Source organism: Pseudomonas sp. SZ57 (genome assembly GCF_009495975.1).
GTDB classification, from domain to species: Bacteria; Pseudomonadota; Gammaproteobacteria; order Pseudomonadales; family Pseudomonadaceae; genus Aquipseudomonas; species Aquipseudomonas syringae.
This window is the reverse complement of record NZ_WIBD01000025.1, coordinates 64,182-79,994: the sequence shown is the minus strand read 5'-3', so window position 1 is coordinate 79,994 and position 15,813 is coordinate 64,182. Positions and strand designations below refer to the sequence as shown.

General features: G+C 56.5%; 14 protein-coding genes. 6 read left to right on the top strand and 8 right to left on the bottom strand.

Going from position 1 to position 15,813, the window contains the following annotated elements:
- Window positions 1-113 precede the first annotated feature (113 nt).
- From GE543_RS21050 to GE543_RS21030, 5 genes are all read left to right on the top strand, one after another.
- Entirely contained in the window at window positions 114-1,121 is a 1,008-nt protein-coding gene (locus tag GE543_RS21050) for a CBASS cGAMP-activated phospholipase (RefSeq protein ID WP_153222304.1), read from the top strand.
- On the top strand, window positions 1,122-2,270 hold the full coding sequence (locus tag GE543_RS21045; RefSeq protein WP_153222303.1) for a cyclic GMP-AMP synthase DncV-like nucleotidyltransferase: 1,149 nt from the start codon (window positions 1,122-1,124) through the stop codon (window positions 2,268-2,270).
- Between the two features lie 3 nt (window positions 2,271-2,273).
- Window positions 2,274-3,899, top strand: a complete 1,626-nt coding sequence (locus GE543_RS21040) for a ThiF family adenylyltransferase (RefSeq protein ID WP_256664788.1) — start codon at window positions 2,274-2,276, stop codon at window positions 3,897-3,899.
- Window positions 3,887-4,408, top strand: coding sequence for a Mov34/MPN/PAD-1 family protein (locus tag GE543_RS21035; protein WP_178118650.1), 522 nt, complete (start codon window positions 3,887-3,889; stop codon window positions 4,406-4,408). Before GE543_RS21040 ends, GE543_RS21035 begins: the two co-directional genes overlap by 13 nt.
- Before the next feature lie 70 nt (window positions 4,409-4,478).
- Window positions 4,479-5,063, top strand: coding sequence for a hypothetical protein (locus tag GE543_RS21030; RefSeq protein ID WP_153222302.1), 585 nt, complete (start codon window positions 4,479-4,481; stop codon window positions 5,061-5,063).
- Between the two features lie 1,445 nt (window positions 5,064-6,508).
- Here the strand turns inward: GE543_RS21030 and GE543_RS21025 are convergent.
- The 7 genes from GE543_RS21025 to GE543_RS20995 are packed head-to-tail and all read right to left on the bottom strand — an operon-like array spanning window position 6,509 to window position 13,328.
- The gene (locus tag GE543_RS21025) at window positions 6,509-7,621 is read right to left on the bottom strand and encodes an endo-1,4-beta-xylanase (protein ID WP_153222301.1); all 1,113 of its coding nucleotides are present in this window, start codon (window positions 7,619-7,621) and stop codon (window positions 6,509-6,511) included.
- On the bottom strand, window positions 7,621-8,364 hold the full coding sequence (locus GE543_RS21020; protein WP_046235106.1) for an inositol monophosphatase family protein: 744 nt from the start codon (window positions 8,362-8,364) through the stop codon (window positions 7,621-7,623). The genes GE543_RS21025 and GE543_RS21020 overlap by 1 nt, the downstream gene beginning before the upstream one ends.
- Window positions 8,361-9,122 carry a glycerophosphoryl diester phosphodiesterase gene (locus GE543_RS21015; RefSeq protein WP_046235107.1) on the bottom strand — a complete coding sequence of 254 codons (762 nt, stop codon included), beginning with the start codon at window positions 9,120-9,122 and terminating at the stop codon, window positions 8,361-8,363. Before GE543_RS21015 ends, GE543_RS21020 begins: the two co-directional genes overlap by 4 nt.
- Window positions 9,123-9,128: 6 nt before the next feature.
- Entirely contained in the window at window positions 9,129-10,235 is a 1,107-nt protein-coding gene (locus tag GE543_RS21010; RefSeq protein WP_153222300.1) for an ABC transporter ATP-binding protein, read from the bottom strand.
- Complete coding sequence (locus GE543_RS21005; protein ID WP_046235109.1) at window positions 10,232-11,125, bottom strand: ABC transporter permease subunit; 894 nt, start codon at window positions 11,123-11,125, stop codon at window positions 10,232-10,234. Before GE543_RS21005 ends, GE543_RS21010 begins: the two co-directional genes overlap by 4 nt.
- Window positions 11,122-12,015: a carbohydrate ABC transporter permease gene (locus GE543_RS21000; RefSeq protein ID WP_003419592.1), complete on the bottom strand. Its 894-nt coding sequence runs from the start codon at window positions 12,013-12,015 to the stop codon at window positions 11,122-11,124. Before GE543_RS21000 ends, GE543_RS21005 begins: the two co-directional genes overlap by 4 nt.
- On the bottom strand, window positions 12,012-13,328 hold the full coding sequence (locus GE543_RS20995; protein WP_153222299.1) for an extracellular solute-binding protein: 1,317 nt from the start codon (window positions 13,326-13,328) through the stop codon (window positions 12,012-12,014). Before GE543_RS20995 ends, GE543_RS21000 begins: the two co-directional genes overlap by 4 nt.
- Window positions 13,329-13,493: 165 nt before the next feature.
- Between GE543_RS20995 and GE543_RS20990 the strand changes: the two genes are divergently transcribed.
- The gene (locus GE543_RS20990) at window positions 13,494-14,624 is read left to right on the top strand and encodes an ROK family transcriptional regulator (RefSeq protein ID WP_046271163.1); all 1,131 of its coding nucleotides are present in this window, start codon (window positions 13,494-13,496) and stop codon (window positions 14,622-14,624) included.
- Between the two features lie 73 nt (window positions 14,625-14,697).
- On the opposite strand, the gene GE543_RS20985 is transcribed toward GE543_RS20990, so the two are convergent.
- Window positions 14,698-15,585 carry a serine hydrolase gene (locus tag GE543_RS20985; RefSeq protein WP_153222298.1) on the bottom strand — a complete coding sequence of 296 codons (888 nt, stop codon included), beginning with the start codon at window positions 15,583-15,585 and terminating at the stop codon, window positions 14,698-14,700.
- Window positions 15,586-15,813 lie beyond the last annotated feature (228 nt).

Sequence of the window (15,813 nt, the reverse complement as noted above, 5' to 3'; positions counted from 1 at the left end):
GGATCCATTCCAGAAATCCTGTATAACCGTATCTAGTGGTGGCTTTTTTGATTTTGCACTATATGTGGTGTTTTTTTGGTTCGGTGCGGTTGTTAGAGCTGTAGGGGGCCTAAATGACAGATAACAGCAAAGATTTGCCAATTTATCACGTGCTTGCTTTGTCTGGTGGCGGGTATCGGGCGCTTTACACCGCCACGATCCTCAAAGAATTTGAGCAGGTTCTTGGTCGCCCAATCGCCTCTCACTTCGATCTGATCTGCGGCACCTCAGCTGGGGGCCTTCTGGCTCTAGGGCTTGCGAGTGAGATCCCTGCGAGTGAACTGAAATCCTTGTTTGAAGATCAAGGTAAGCAGATATTCGGTTCGCGGGACTTCATGCGTAGGCGACTGGGATTCCTTACGCGTGCGAAGCACTCAAACGGCGGCCTAAGCTCCGTCCTTCACCAGCGGTTTGGCGCCACCACTATGGGCGACCTGAAGCATCGGGTTCTCATACCGGCTGTTAACTACACCACTGGGCGTGGTCAATTTTTTAAAACCCCCCACCACCCATCTTTCGAACTCGATCACCGTATGAGCCTAGTGGATGTCGCCTTGGCTACCTCCGCTGCTCCCGTGTACTTCCCATCTGTACGTAATGACCGCGGAGTTTTTGTTGACGGCGGACTGGTCGGAAATGCGCCTGGGCTTTTCGGACTCCATGAAGTTCGTACCTTTCTTGCTCCCAATCAAGATATTCGTGTTCGTGTGCTCGCAATCGGAACTATGACTGTCGGTGCCACAGTTAGCGGAGGGAAGGATCTGGATCAAGGAGTTATTGGGTGGGGAGGGAGCCTTTTCGATCTGGTTATCTCGGCCCAAGAGTCTTCTGTGGACTACATGCTTACTCAATCTCTGGGCGACTGCTATTTCAAAATTGATGATCAAGTAACACCGCAGCAAAGCAGCGACGTGAAGGCATTGGACGATGTATCCGAGGCTTCAACAAACACCCTCCGGGATCGAGGCATGGCAGCGGCTCAACGCGCATTGGGTGACCGTAGATTCATACCGTTCCGTGGTCATCAACCAAAACCTCCAACGTTCTTCCACGGTCCAAACAAAAATTCGGGGGATCTCTAGATGCTTAATCTGTCACCGCTTTTCAATACATCCGAGGACGAGTCGTGTTTGCTTCAGGCACTGGAGCTGACTGCATCACAACGACTCCAGATTACGTCGGCAAAAAATGAGGTCCGGCAGTGTCTCCGACATGGCATACCCAAGGTCTTGGTCGAGCAGGGGTACAAGGGTGATATTCCTCAGCCACGTTTTTTTACTCAAGGCTCGTGGGCATACAAAACGCTTAATAGCCCCGCCCATCTACCTCCGCAACAATCTGATGTCGATGATGGGGCCTACCTGCCGATCAGTTTTCTAAAAGGCAGCAAAAGACCAAGTGCTGCCAGTGCCATTTTTTTCGCAGCAGCCGAAGAGGCGTTAAGCAGATTGGTTGAGTCCAAGCGGAGCGAAAAGTGGAAACTTGTGACTGACAAACCGACTTGCATCCGGATCGAGATATCGACCACGGCTCACATCGATATCCCCTTGTATTCGATACCAGATGACGAGTACGTGACCCTTGAGAAGGCCGCAAATAGCTACGGCTTTGAAAGCCTGATGGATGCTGTAAACGTTAGGCGGGCAGACTCCTGGACGACGCTTCCAATCGGTGAAGTGCTCTTGGCCCATCGCGAAGAAGACTGGATTAATTCTGACCCACGACCGGTGAAAGACTGGTTCGTAGATGAAGTCGAATCGAAAGGCGAACAGCTTCGTCGTGTGGTCCGTTACCTCAAAGCCTTCCGTGACTGGCAGTGGGAGAAAGGTGGGCCATCTTCCATTTTGTTGATGGCCGCAGCTGTGCCGTTGTTCACGAAAATGGATCGAAGAGACGACTTGGCGCTTCTCGAAGTCTTGAAAGGGCTTCCTGCTGCCCTTCGGAATGGCGTGGTCAATCCCGTGAGTGCCGAAGAGAGCCTGAGTGATCGTCTCCCAAGTGATGAACTTGAGCAAGCAGCCAAGAAATTTGAAATGTTCGAAAACTATCTTAATGGCGCGGTGAATGCCTCTGATGAGACAACCGCGTGCAATTGGATGATCAGCATGTTCGGACCTCGGTTTCCTAATCGTCCGAACCGAATTAAACAGGTTACTGTTGCTGCGACCATTGCGGCATTTCCCGCGCAAGCGGCTGCCAGTGAACTGGTCGGTCGCACTAAGGCTGGTTAGTAGATGAGTGAGGCAATTCCTAATCTGATTTCAGAAATGCAATCCCGAGACTTCAAACACATCGGAAGAACACCTGAACGTTGGATTTGGTTTGAGGGGCCTCTTAAGACGGTTGCCGGCGATTATCAGTGCAAGTTCACTGTAGACCCAACGTTCTTTTCATTACCGGTTGTGAGTCTAAAAGAGCTGCCCCCTGAACTAGGGCCAGTAACACCTCACCTCGGATCTAGCGGCTGGCTCTGTTATCTGACAGCAAGCTCTGTAGTGCTCGATATTTTTGACCCCATCGGTCAGACACTAAAATGTCTGGCTGAGGCAGAACGTGTTCTGGGATGCATTCTCAAAGGGGAAATGGTAGAGGACTTGACAGAGGAGTTTCTGGTTCACTGGTTCAGTCAGTTTTGCGTTTTCGATGTCCAAAATTTGAAACGAGGTGAGATCCCTGCCTTTTGCGTCATCTCGCAGAGAGGAGTACGAACCCCCGTACTCACCGATAATATAAATCGCACAGTCCGCAGAATTGACGCGCTCAACTTTCAGCCGAAAAGGCAAATGATGCTGGGATATGTTGTCAGAACCGTCGCTCAGCCCCGCCCTAATCAGACTGCATGGCCGCCTAATTCCGTTGCTGATATCCTGATTTGGCAGCGTGAGCTGGATAAAGGCTGCGCTCGGAAAATCCAGCAGCGTATATCTGAAGCTTATCGGCAGAAGCACGCTGATGCGATTATTTTCATTCAATCGCCAACACTGAACTACGGCTTTCAGGTGCATTTTGACCAGTCCATCCTGAGCGATGAGAAATTTCAGCGGTCAAGAGGTACAGAAAGGCTCTTCAGTTTCCGAATAACTAGGCTAGCTGCAATACGGATCGACGAGCATTACATCGCGCAGCGCAGCATTCCGTCTATGAAGACGTTAGCAGGCTTCAAGATTGCCTTGGTGGGGTGCGGAACCATCGGCGGATATCTAGCCGACCTGTTATCGAAGGCTGGGGCAGGGACAGGTGGAGGCAAGCTGACGCTTGTAGATTTTGATCGGTTGATGCCGGAAAACGTCGGTAGGCACTGCTTGGGATTGCGATATTTCAACACTAATAAAGCTCTTGGCACCAGTATCATGCTTGAGTTTGACTCTCCAGGGATCTCCGTGCGGGCCCTAGAGGTCGATGTGCGTAAAGCGCACTTGGGCGAAATGGATCTGTTGATTGATGCCACAGGGGAAGAGGCGCTTGGGCATTGGCTGACCGCCAACTACATCTCCTCGACGCCGATGTTATCAGTATGGGTCGAAGGCCCTGGGACAGCCGTGCGCGCCCTACTTAAAACTGCTGGAGAAGGCGCGTGCTACCGGTGCCTCTCGACACACACCAGAGTGGGCCAATTCCCGACCGTAGAGGGCGGGGTACCCCACGTTATGGCCGGACATGGCTGCGAAGGCCTGTATGTCCCTTTTCCCGCGACCGTATCTATTCAAGCCGCAGCGTTGGGCGCTGAAATGGCGCTGGCGTGGGCTAATGGAAAAGCCTCTCCTTCACTACGGACCAAAATTACTGACTCTATGTTCACATCAGCTACACCTGATTGTGATCCACCCAAGGTTGAGGTCTGCCAAGCATGCAGTTCGTAGCAGAGTGGTCCGCAAACCAAGGTCGTCATTTGATTTACATCCACTCCCAGGTGCTCAACGTATTCCTGCGCCATATTCAGGCAGAACCTACGGATATGGAAGGTGGAGGCCTTCTACTTGGGTATGTCCGTGGGTCACATCTTGAAATTGTCGATGCCACCGAGCCCACTAAGTTTGACCGACGCTTTAGAACGTTTTTTGAGCGAATGAGGGAGGTGCATGAGCACATCGCTCAGAAGCAATGGAGCGATAGCAACGGGTTGGTCAGATACGTTGGTGAGTGGCATACGCACCCGCAGGATCATCCGTCGCCGTCCGACACTGATTTGACCGAGTGGAGGAAACTCGCCGTTAAGCGTAATGACAAACGACCTGTACTTGGGTTGATAGTGGGGCGAAAAACCTTGTATTTAGAAAGCATATTCAGGGATGGGAAGCGGACAGAGTTTTTCCATGCCGATGGCCGCTCCCGCGACGTCAGAATTCGGGATTTTCCTGATAGGTATTAGTGTGAATGGGCGGTTAGAGCAATATGCGTAACTGCTAAATGGAATAGCCAACAATGAGTACGCAGTAGATATGAAGATAAGCGAAGCTATTTTGAGATACCGGATTTACTACATGCTGGGCTACGCCATGTGGCTGGGCACATTACTAGTGTACGCAGTGTCCTTTCTGACATTCGTATATTGGCAGGGCGTTGAGCTTGGAGGCCTTCCAGGGTTCGGTATCATATTTCAAGCAATGAGCAAGCTCGCCTACTCAGTCTTCGCAACGACATATCCATACACGAGCTTTATATGGGACCACGCTCTAACCATCAATCAAGGTGATCCCCTGAGTTACGGCAACCTAGCTTTGCTTGGACTGGTAGGCGTTGCGATGCTAGGTGTCCAAATTATAAAAATGGCCAGATCACTTCGCAGCCGTGTGAAGGCAGCGCTGCGTCGTGCTGAAGAGTCAGGGTGGAGGACTGCACCGCAACAAGGTTTTTCGACCACGATTAATGCTACCCAGATCGCCCAAGTGAATGTTTACAATCAGGCATTACCGAATAATTCCAAGGATTCGGGATGGCTTGATCGCCCTTTAGTAAAATTTGCCTTGGGGATTCTGGCGAGCTATCTAGTGGCTATTTTGGTGAAGCTGACAGGCGTGGCCTAGCGTACTCGTCGTCACATCACGACATCTGGGCATCAAAAGGATCGGGATTAACCCCCTTGTAAACCCATAGGCATGCCCACTTGTCGAGTTAGTAGAGAGATCAGCTGATACCGCATGGTAGCGGGAGACCTGAGCATTCAAAGCTTGCACCAAGACGTATATCTATTTTCATCAGTTCCAGCCCGTACAGGGGCTCTATCAACCCAATGATTAGGAAATGGTGAAAATCTGCGAATGTCGCATGGAATCGTTCACGTGATGGCTCATTGATGTTGCGCTAGGGCGTTGCTCAGACAGGTCGTTTACCTGCAAGGCTTGACATCGCGAATGTCGCAGCGAGCATCTGTTGCACCTCTACGTAGCGGCTGGTAAGAGAGTTGAAAGCGCTCAACTGCCATGTCGAGGCCGCTGTGTGGGCTTTGTGAATCTTTAACAATTTCGTTTGATTTGGGCTATTCAGCGATTTCCTAGAGGCGCGAATCATTGGGTTATTTTTAAGTGGTGATCACAAAAAAGCCGCAAATAGCGGTTTTTTTGTGATTCAAAAGTCCTCATTTTTCTACTAGCAATCGATTGAGTTCATTTTGAAAGCCTCGCGATGCAAGTCGAAGCTTTATGGGTCACTTACCTTTTCTATGCTTGTGTACATCCAGATCGGGGTGTTTGGGTTTGTTCTCGGGTGTAACACGTCGGCGCTGATCTTCTTTGCCAGTAGATTCAGCTATTGGTTTAGGTCCGGGTTTGATACTCATATGATTGTCTCTCTTTGGTTTATATGTATGTGCCATCGCACTTCATACGTGCTTAAAAATTCGCCACGGATCGTGGCGCTTTGAGGCTATAGCTTGCATTTTTACAGCCGGAGGTTTTTCCATTCCGAACGAGCATAGCGATGCAGCTATGCCAAGCACCATGGCAGCCGCTACCGCTAAGCTCAAACTGAAAGCCAAGCTAAATGCCTAGCTCCAGCTACACAGTCACTAGCGGATGCTAGCAACCTACACCCTCGTGGACAGTGTATTGCAGCGATGATCCTCAGCAGGGCTAGCTTCATATCAGTGGGCGGCATCTCGGTCTAAAAATGCGCAAGCTTGCTCTACTGATGGGCGGCTTCGTTGACATGGGGGCGAAGCGAAATGTGGGTGCTATACTTTGTAAAGTATTTCATAGTGAAAAGCGCTTATTTAGCAAAAACCTTACATTATTCTTTGCGTATTGTTTTCTTGGTGCAGGTTCATCGGATGGATGTGGCCGTATTATATGGGGTCACTCACTCGCCGAAAGCACCAGACTTTGTGGTGGCTACAACCATTCTAGGATATAGCTGGAACCTGCCATTCAGTTCCAGAACCGGAGCCCCCGTTTATCGGGGGCTTCGTTGTTTTCAGGCGTCAGAAAGCGCTGAACCACTCCGGCTGTACTGCTGCCGTGAAGCCGCTGAGCACCTAAATCCGCGCATCCTTCTGCATTTGCGCGTTTTCGAAACAATGCGCGATCACCCAGCTTGCCGGCTTAACCTCACCTCGTGGGCCAAATGCCAATGCCCGCTGTGCCAACGGCCCGTTGCTGGCCGTGGCGCCGGCAACATGCGGGCTGTCCCAAGCGCCCCACGTAATAACGGTAGACACCGAGCGCGTGGCAAGCACCACGTCGAGATACCGCTTATAAGTCGCTGCAACTGATCCATCACGATCTGCGATGGACCCCGTCAAGTGGCTGTCATCGACGTCGAGTTCCGTGATGTGGATCGACAATCCCATACCACGCACTGCCAGAATAAAGCGAGACAGGCCCGGACCAAATGTGTCGCCTGCACGCAGGTGGGACTGAATGCCGAGGCCGTGTATCGGAATGCCCCGCTGCTTGAGACTGCGCAGCATGGCGAGCACGGCAGTGCGTCGGCTTTCGCCGTAATGGGTATCCTTTTCCAGGCCGTAATCGTTGTAGCAGAGCAGGGCGTCCGGGTCGGCCTTGTGCGCAGCCTTGAAGGCTATGTCCAGATAGCGAGGCCCGAGCATCTGATACCAGAATGAATTGCGCAGCCCGTCAGGCTGGCCGTCCTCCAACTGGATGGCTTCGTTGACGACGTCCCATGCGCTGATGAGGCCGCGATAATGGCTGGCGACGGTACTGATGTGCGCCGTCAGCACTGCTTCGGCGTTCATCGGGGTGACGGTGTGGTGAACCCATTCGGGTAAAGAGCGATGCCAGCAGAAGGTGTGCCCGCGCATACGCTGGTCATGCGCTTTGGCAAACGCCGCGATTGCGTCGGCGGGCGCGAAGTTGTAACGCTCTGGTTCGGGGTGGACGGCCTGCCACTTCAAGGCATTTTCTGGCACAACGATGCTGGCCTGTAGGGCGACCAGTTGCCGATAGGCCGCGTCGTCATTCAGCTTTGCCGGATCAACCGCAAAGCCGAACCTTATGCCTTTCTCGGCTGCAGGCTGGCGCAATGCGGTAAAGGGTTCTGCCGCCAGCAGCCTGCTGTTGACGAAGGGCAGGCACGCCAGCAGGCGGACAAATGCAGTCAGAAAACTGCGTCGACTAGCCCGGCGCATTACGCACCAAAAATCCCCATCAACTCCTCACGGCCTACCATCACCGTCATCGAGCCTTGCTTCTGTTCGCCTTCAATCGTGCACAACAATCCGGCTTCCCGGCAGATCACTGCGCCCGCTGCGATGTCCCACAGGCTGGTGAATTTCTCCATGTAGCCGTCTGTCTGCCCCAAAGCGGCGAACGCCAGGCCGATGGTGGCGCAGCGATAACCGGCGAGGCCCCAGCCCTGTCGGCGCAGGCTCAGGTGCAGTTTGCCCATCTCTTCGGCATCCCAGCGGGTGTTTTCACCGACGCCAGCGATGCGCAGGTGCTCGGGTGGTTGAGGGCGGAAAAAGGGGACGCCGTTGCGCAGCAAGCCATCGCCCGTGCGGGCTGCCAGGGTGTAGCCCAGTGCCGGGTAGGCGACGACGCCGATTTCGGGCTCGCCTGCCGACATGTACGCCACCGCGATTCCCCACAATGGGGTGCCCCGCAGGTAGTTGCCGGTGCCGTCGATGGGGTCGATGACCCAGCCGTCGGTGATGAATTCGCCGCCCATTTCTTCGCCGAGGATTGTATCGTCGGGGAAGTGTTTGCTCAGTTCTGCACGCAGCAGTTGTTCCACTTCAAAGTCGGCGCGGGAGACGAGGTCTTGCGCGCTTTTGGTGGTGATGTCGAGGGTGTGGCGGTCGTTAAAATACGCCATGGCCAGGCCAGTGGCCTTTTCTACGGCTTGCATCGCGACGCTGAGTCGGTTGTTCATTGCAGACAGCCTCCGTTCGGCAGGTTCAACAAGTCCGGGTAATCACTGAGAATCGACTGTGCGCCATGTTCCAGCAGGTAGTGCGCACGCTTCGGGCTGTTGATGGTAGCCACGGCGAATTCGACGCCGCTGCTTTTCAGGCGAACAAGGTGATGGTCATCGAGCATATCGTCAAGTACGTGGAGTATCCGGCAGTCATATTCGGCCAACAGCGCGACCGGGTCGGCAGGCGCCACCACGGAGGCGATAGCCAGTGGTACGTCGTTCCACAAGCGGCGGGCGGCCGTTAGCGAGCGCACCGAAAAGCTGGAGACGAACAACCGATCGTTGTCGGCGGGCCACAGATTTTTGAGGATCGGCATCACCACTTCCGCCGTCTCGACATCGTCGCCAATGGTCGGCTTGAGTTCGACCTGCAAACCCAGGTTCAGGCGCAGCGCACAGGCCACGATCTCTTCAAAAGTCGGGACCTGCAGGCCGGCGAACTCAGGCGCGAACCAACTGCCCGCGTCCAGCATGCGGATAGCTTGCAGCTCATGCAGCACCACGGCGCCGCGCCCGTTGGTGGTGCGGTCCAGCAAGTCGTCATGAATCACGACCGGCTGGCCATCACGGGTCAGCTTCACGTCGATTTCGACCCACTCGGCGCCGCATGCGGCAGCTTTTTCCAGGGCCAGCAGAGTGTTTTCCGGCACGTAAGCCTTGGCACCGCGATGGGCAATCAGGGACGAGCGGACGAGGGGAGCAGGTTTGAGCATGGCGGGTCACTTGGTGGTGTGGGAGAAAGTCACGAGCTGGCGTTGGCCGGTCTCGATATCGAACAGCAAGGGCGTGGAGTTGATCGCGAGTCGAACCTGGGTGCCGGGTATCTGATGTTGCCGTCCGGCCAGGCTGACAACGCAGCGCGTTCCAGCCAGTTGGCAATACAGCAGCGTGTGGCTGCCCAGATTTTCCGAAGACTCCACTGTGGCAGTCACGCCTTCCTGGTCGAGCATGAAGGTCTCGGGGCGCAGGCCCATCAGCCATTTGCCGGTCAGGTTGCTGGCAATGCCGAGCTCGATGGGCAGGCGTTGACCGTCGGCCAGCATCAAAAACCGGTCGTCGAGGCAGTGAACCGGCAGCAGGTTCATGGGCGGCGTGCCGATGAAGCTGGCGACGAAGGTGCTGGCGGGTTGATCGTAGATCTCGGCGGGCGTGCCGATCTGCTCGACACGGCCTTTGTCGAGAATCACCACACGCTCGGCGAGGGTCATGGCTTCGGTCTGATCATGGGTGACATACAGGATCGTCGCGCCGGTCTGCCGGTGCAGGCTGCGAATCAACAGACGCATTTCATGACGCAGCGCGCTGTCCAGATTGCACAGCGGCTCATCGAACAGCAGCACCGGCGGTTTGCGGATCAACGCCCGACCGATGGCGACGCGCTGGCGCTGGCCGCCGGAAAGCTCTCCGGGCTTGCGTTGCAGCAGGTCCTCCAGGCCCAGTGACGCTGCGCACTCGCGGATGCGCTGCTCGCGCTCCTTGCGTGCAACCCGCGCCAGTTTGAGCGCGTAGCCGATGTTGTCAGCCACGCTCATGTGCGGGTAGAGCGCGTAGTTCTGAAACACCATGGCGCAACCGCGCTCCTTGGGCTGCAGGCGCGTAACGTCGCGGCCGCCCATGAGAATCTGCCCTTGGCTTGCCTCTTCCAGCCCGGCCACCATGCGCAGCAACGTGGACTTGCCACACCCGGACGGACCGAGGATGACGTTGAGTTCGCCCGCCTTGAAAACCAGATCGAGCCCGTGAAGGATGGGTTCTGCGCCATAGGTTTTGTGCAGGCCCTTGAGGACAATATCCGGCGCGCAGGTAATAGGGGTGAGCGCGTTCATTTACCGACTCCAATCAGGCCTTTGACAAACCATCGCTGCATGAGCGCAATGACGAGGATGGGCGGCAGCATGCTGACCACAGCAGCGGCCATCAGCAGGTTCCACTCGGGGACCTGGGTCGCATCGGTTGGCAGGAAGCTGGCGACGCCCAGCACCAGCGTGCGCATGTCCTCGCGATTGGTTGCGACCAGCGGCCACAGGTAGTCCTTCCAGGCGCCGATGAACACCAGCGTGCCGAGCGCTGCAAAGTTGGTCTTCGACAGTGGTAGCAGGATGTCGATGAAGAACCGCCAGGGTCCGGCACCGTCCATGCGTGCGGCCTCTACCAGCTCGGCAGGCAGCGTCTGGTAGAACTGCCGGAACAGGAAGGTGCCGGTGGCCGAAGCAATCAGCGGCAGGGCGAGGCCGGGGTAACTGTCGAGCAAATTGATGGTCGGCAGCGGCAGCCATTGAATGCCCAGCCAGTGCAACAGGCTGCGTACGGGGGCGAGCAGATCGCTGGCCACCGAATACGTGGGGATGATCCTTACTTCCAGCGGCAGCAGCAGCGCCCCCAGCACAGCGAAGAAAATCACCGAACTGTAGCGGCTGCGAAAGTACACCACGGCAAAGGCCGTCAGCGCCGAGAGCGTCAGCTTGCCGATCACCACCAGCGTGGCGACCAGCAGGCTGTTGCCCAGCAGGCGTAACAGATCGAGACGCCGGGTGACCTGCTGCAGATTCTCCAGCAGTTGGTCGCCGGGAATGACCGCCAGACCGTGGGCGAACAGTTGTGGATTGCCGACGGTCGCCGAGCAGACCGCCATGTACAGCGGGCCCAGCGCGAACACCAGCCCCAGGATCAGCAACAGATAAGCGCCTGCGTTGAACAGCCGGTTATGCTCGATCATGCTTTCACCCCGCGACGCTGGAAGCGCGACAGGAGTTTGAATTGAGCGACGCTCAGCGCCACCACCGCCAGCAGCATGAGCACTGACAGGGTTGATGAGCCTGCCAGATCCAGGCCCATGAAACCGTCGGTGTAAATCTTGTAGGCCAGCACATTGGTGGTGTCGCCAGGTCCGCCTTGGGTGAGGGTGTCGACCAGCCCGAAACTGTTCGACAGGCTTTCCAGTAGGTCGATGACAAACACGAACAGCAGATAGGGCGCGATCAGGGGCAGTTGTATGTCGAGCATGCGCCGCAAGGGACCTGCGCCATCCAGTGCAGCAGCGGCGAGGTAGTCGTCGGGCACCGATTTCAGGCTGGCGACCAGCATCACGAAGTTGAACGGCACCAGGCACCAGGCATACGCCACGATCAGCAACAGCATGCTCTGTATCGGGCTGGAGTAGGGCGCCCAGGTGCCGGGTGCAATCGCGTTGAGCCATGCGAAGATGCCCATCACCGGATTGGCCAGCACATGAAAGACGATACCGATGGTCGCGCCCGATACCGCGTAGGGCCAGATCAGCAGGTTGCGAAACACGGCGTTGCCGCGCAGTTTCAGTTCCAGGCACAGCGCAAGCACCAGCGCGATGAGGATCGAAAGCACGACGCTCGATAAGCTGAACACCAGCGTCGAGCCCAGCGACGCCAGCACGCCGGGGTCTTTCAGCACACGCCAATAGTTGCTCAGGCCAACGAAGATTTCATTACCGCCGAAGGGCGGCACCAGATGAAACGACCACCAGATGGCCTGGACCGCAGGCCAATAGAAGAACAGGCCGAGCGCCAGCAGTTGCGGCAGGGCGAACAGCAGCGCCAGACGTGGCTGAGGGAAATGTGCACGCGGTTTCATGGCGTTGCCTCGTTTGACTCATTGCTGGCCTGGGCCTGGTGCATCTGCTGAAACAGACCCAGCAGCTGGTTGGCGCGCAGCGTCGTCTGGCGCAGGGCCAGATCGATGCTCTGGCGACCCGCGAGCGCGTTCTCCATTTCCTGTGACCAGATCAGACGCATCAGCGTGATAAATCCGCAGCGCAAAGGCGCGGAGGGCTGACCGTCGATATCGTTCAGCACTGTCAGTCCAAGCGTGATTGCGGATGGCTCGCTGGCAGCAGATTGCAAACGTGCAGCGCCAGCCTGAGTGACGGGCAAGTAGCCCGTCCGTGCGCTGAACATCAACTGGTTGTCCGGTTGCAGCACGAAAGCCAGGAATTCCGAGACTAGCCGATAATCCCTCACGGAATGCCCGCGCATCACCCACAGCGAGGAGCCTCCGGGGACATTGGCGCGTCGCTGGGTACCCGCGTAAATCGGCAGTGCCGTGACCTGGATATCGGATTCGGGCGCGCTGTGCACAACATTCCACGCCCCGGTGGAGTCGATCAGCATGGCGCAGTCGTCGGTGGCAAACGCCAGTGCCTGCTGTCCGCTGCGGGTTGCATCCTCATGGACCACCAGACCTTCACGGGTCCATTGCGCGAGGTCTTTCATAAGGCGCAGATGGGCGCCATCGTCGAATTGATAACGGTCACTGCCTGCGGAGCGAACAGCAACGGCGGTGCCTTGCGCTGCGCTGGTCTGCTCCAGCCAGATCCAGGGCGCAAACGCGCTGACGACGGGGCATTTCTGACCGTTTTTCTTCAGGGCCCGCAAGGCATCCGCGAAGGCTTCCCACGTGGCGGGTGGCTCGCTGATCCCGGCAGCGGCCAACGCATTCCGGTGCGTGTAAAGCACGGCTGTTGACGCCGCAAAAGGCTGCGCCGCGAGGGTGCCGTGTTCGTCGGCGTAGTAGCGCCGCAAGGCTGGCAGAAAGGTGTCGTCGGGATAGGCCCTGTGATGATCGGCCATGATCGCCTCGACAGGTCGGGTGGCACCGCCCAAGAGCATGTCAGGCGTGGCGACGTCGTAAATCTCCACCAGTGCCGGGCCTATGCCCGCCCGGTAAGCAGCTACGGTTTTCTGCAGGGTCTGCTCATAGCTGCCTTGGCGAATACAGTGCAGGCGATCACTTTCCTCGCGTTGTGCATTGAAGCTTCTGCACAAATCCGCGATGGCACTCCCGGCCGCGCCACTGTGGCTGTACCAGAACTCGGCCGGTGCAGCGAAGGCGTGTGCAGCGAGCGACAGCAGGGCCAGCACGGAAAACGTCTTACGGATGGAAGGCATGAGGACACTCACAAGAACTCAATGCCATTTAATACAGGTTGTGTGTAGTATTTGTGACCTGCGCCACTTTTATTAAATTTTCATGATTGAAGTGTGCAATGGATGGTGGGCGATACACTGCTTCACACGCCGACTGTTTTAATCCTCCTATGATTTGAAGATTCCATGCCTCTCGACCTCGACACGCCACTTCATTCGCACCAACCGTTGAGCCTCAATGAACGCAAGTTGCTGGACATCCTTCGTCGTCGAGGCGCGATCACCCGTGCCACGGTTTCGACCGAGATGGACCTGGCTCAGCAGTCGGTGCACCGGCTCATCGAAGAACTGATCAGTCGTGGCCTGCTGCGCAGTGGCGAGCGCGTCAAAAACGGTCGCGGCCAACCCAGCCCGCGCATCGAACTGGTCAACGAAGCGGTGTATGCCATTGGTGTATCGATCAACACCGACTCGGCAGTAGTTTGTGTCGCCGATCTGGGCTGCAATGTGCTGGAACAAGTCACCCTGCGCACGCCGCCGTTAAGCCGCAACAGCACCCTGGATTCGCTGGAAAAGACCATCGAACGCATGCTTCAGCGCAACGGCATCGAAGTGCAACGCGTCGTCGGCATGGGCTTCGCGATTGCCGGCTTTTTTCTCGAGAACCGCCAGATCAATGCGCCTGAACCGCTGCGCGACTGGTCATTGATGGACCTGCAACCGGTGCTGGAGGAACGCTTCGGCATGCCGGTCTGGCTGGAAAACAACGCCACCACCGCAGCCATCGGCGAAAGCCTGGTCGGCGTGGGCGCCTGGGCCAGCAACTTCATCTACCTGTCGTTCAACTTCGGTTTCGGCGCGGGCGTCGTCATCAACGGCAAACCGTATTTCGGCAGCCACGGCAACGCAGGCGAGATCACCCTCTACAGCGACGAAGAATCGATAAACCGCCCGGCTTTGCGTTACTTGCTCGAAGACCTGCATCAGAGCGGCGTGCAGGTCGACTCCATCGAAGACCTGCGCCTGCGCTTCGACCCCGACTGGCCCGGTGTGGATACCTGGCTGACACGCGTCAAGCCCACACTGGATCGCCTGGTCAACGCACTGGCCGGGTTGTTCGATCCGCAGGCCGTGGTGTTTGGCGGGCAATTACCGCCCGAATTGGGAAAACGCCTGATCGACGCGACGACCTTCTGGGGCACCCATCGCTACAACTCCCCACCGCCTCGGCCGCAGTTATTGCTGAGCGAGACGAATGGTGATGCGGCGGCTCTGGGGGCGGCGTTGGTGCCGTTGAAAGAGCGGTTTTTTGTTTGATCGGTCGTCAGTATCGAGTCGAAGCAGGCATTCAACGCATGATGACATCTACGCCCAAAGCATTTTGACGCCTTCAGCCATTCTGTCGTAGAGCTTGCATCAGTTGCTCAACGACGATGGCTTCAACGGCACCTTCAGTGGAGTCCGCCTTAAAAACAGCGCAGCAAGCCGATGCTTGACCGTCGCCGATGCGGTAGACAGCAATGACGCTGCCTGGCCCGCAGCCTGTGTGCCCGGACAGAGAATACCCACCGTCAATCGAACCTTGCATCAAGCCGAGGCCATATCCCGGCGTGATCCATGGGCGCCCTGGAATCGGGCCGCCTAGTGTTCGTGCTGTCTGCATTTCCTGAAGCAAGCCCGCGCAGAGGAGCTCTGCACTGAGAAGTCGATCCAGAAACAGCGCTGCTTGTGAAATCGGACCGATCAACAAGCCGTGGTAAACCCAGGCGGGGTCATAATTCGAGGTACTTCCCAGATGGGTCGTTTGCATGTCGGCTCGCGTTTTAGCAAAGCGAACGTTCGAGATGCCCAGAGGGGCGAGCGCACGTTGAATCACTGCATCATCAAGCGTCAGATCGGTCAGCCGTTCAATGAGCCTGCCGATGAATAAGTAGCCGACGTTCGAGTAACGCCATCCGGTTCCGGGGCTGTATCGAAGTCGAGTAACGTCAAGACGTCGCATCATTTCATCTGCCGGCCAGGCGGGCTCACCGTTAGCAACGGCGGTGTGATACTCCGCAAGCTCTCCGTAGTCAGCCAGCCCTGCTTCATGCCGCAGCAACTGGCGTAACGTGAAAGGCTGATCGGAAATGGGGTCGTCCAACCCGATCAGTCCATCCTGTACCAACGAGAGAGCCGTCGCAGCCAGGACCGTTTTCGTGAAGCTCCACCAGGGGGCCATCGGCTCCAATCGGTCTGGCGTTTGTGGCTGACCATTTGACAAGAGTGAAATGAGCATTGGCTTCCCTGGAATGTTGAGCGGATCGACAGCTCGACAAGATATCTCAATTACTCTTCTTCGCCGGGGTGACGTCAGCCGTTTGTGCTGTGCTGAGCGACTGTTTTTGACAGAGAGCTGCCTGTGGCGGTGACAGGCAGGTGTGGTGGCTGGCCATTAACATTTATTCATGCAATCGGTGCTTAAGATTCAAGGGGCGCGGCCGATTATACGATATTGCTGAGATTA

Bases quoted from the DNA above. Each gene is read 5' to 3' on its own strand.
- GE543_RS21050 (WP_153222304.1), top strand. From the start codon at position 114: ATGACAGATAACAGCAAAGATTTGCCAATTTATCACGTGCTTGCTTTG.
- GE543_RS21045 (WP_153222303.1), top strand. From the start codon at position 1,122: ATGCTTAATCTGTCACCGCTTTTCAATACATCCGAGGACGAGTCGTGT.
- GE543_RS21040 (WP_256664788.1), top strand. From the start codon at position 2,274: ATGAGTGAGGCAATTCCTAATCTGATTTCAGAAATGCAATCCCGAGAC.
- GE543_RS21035 (WP_178118650.1), top strand. From the start codon at position 3,887: ATGCAGTTCGTAGCAGAGTGGTCCGCAAACCAAGGTCGTCATTTGATT.
- GE543_RS21030 (WP_153222302.1), top strand. From the start codon at position 4,479: ATGAAGATAAGCGAAGCTATTTTGAGATACCGGATTTACTACATGCTG.
- GE543_RS21025 (WP_153222301.1), bottom strand. From the start codon at position 7,621: ATGCGCCGGGCTAGTCGACGCAGTTTTCTGACTGCATTTGTCCGCCTG.
- GE543_RS21020 (WP_046235106.1), bottom strand. From the start codon at position 8,364: ATGAACAACCGACTCAGCGTCGCGATGCAAGCCGTAGAAAAGGCCACT.
- GE543_RS21015 (WP_046235107.1), bottom strand. From the start codon at position 9,122: ATGCTCAAACCTGCTCCCCTCGTCCGCTCGTCCCTGATTGCCCATCGC.
- GE543_RS21010 (WP_153222300.1), bottom strand. From the start codon at position 10,235: ATGAACGCGCTCACCCCTATTACCTGCGCGCCGGATATTGTCCTCAAG.
- GE543_RS21005 (WP_046235109.1), bottom strand. From the start codon at position 11,125: ATGATCGAGCATAACCGGCTGTTCAACGCAGGCGCTTATCTGTTGCTG.
- GE543_RS21000 (WP_003419592.1), bottom strand. From the start codon at position 12,015: ATGAAACCGCGTGCACATTTCCCTCAGCCACGTCTGGCGCTGCTGTTC.
- GE543_RS20995 (WP_153222299.1), bottom strand. From the start codon at position 13,328: ATGCCTTCCATCCGTAAGACGTTTTCCGTGCTGGCCCTGCTGTCGCTC.
- GE543_RS20990 (WP_046271163.1), top strand. From the start codon at position 13,494: ATGCCTCTCGACCTCGACACGCCACTTCATTCGCACCAACCGTTGAGC.
- GE543_RS20985 (WP_153222298.1), bottom strand. From the start codon at position 15,585: ATGCTCATTTCACTCTTGTCAAATGGTCAGCCACAAACGCCAGACCGA.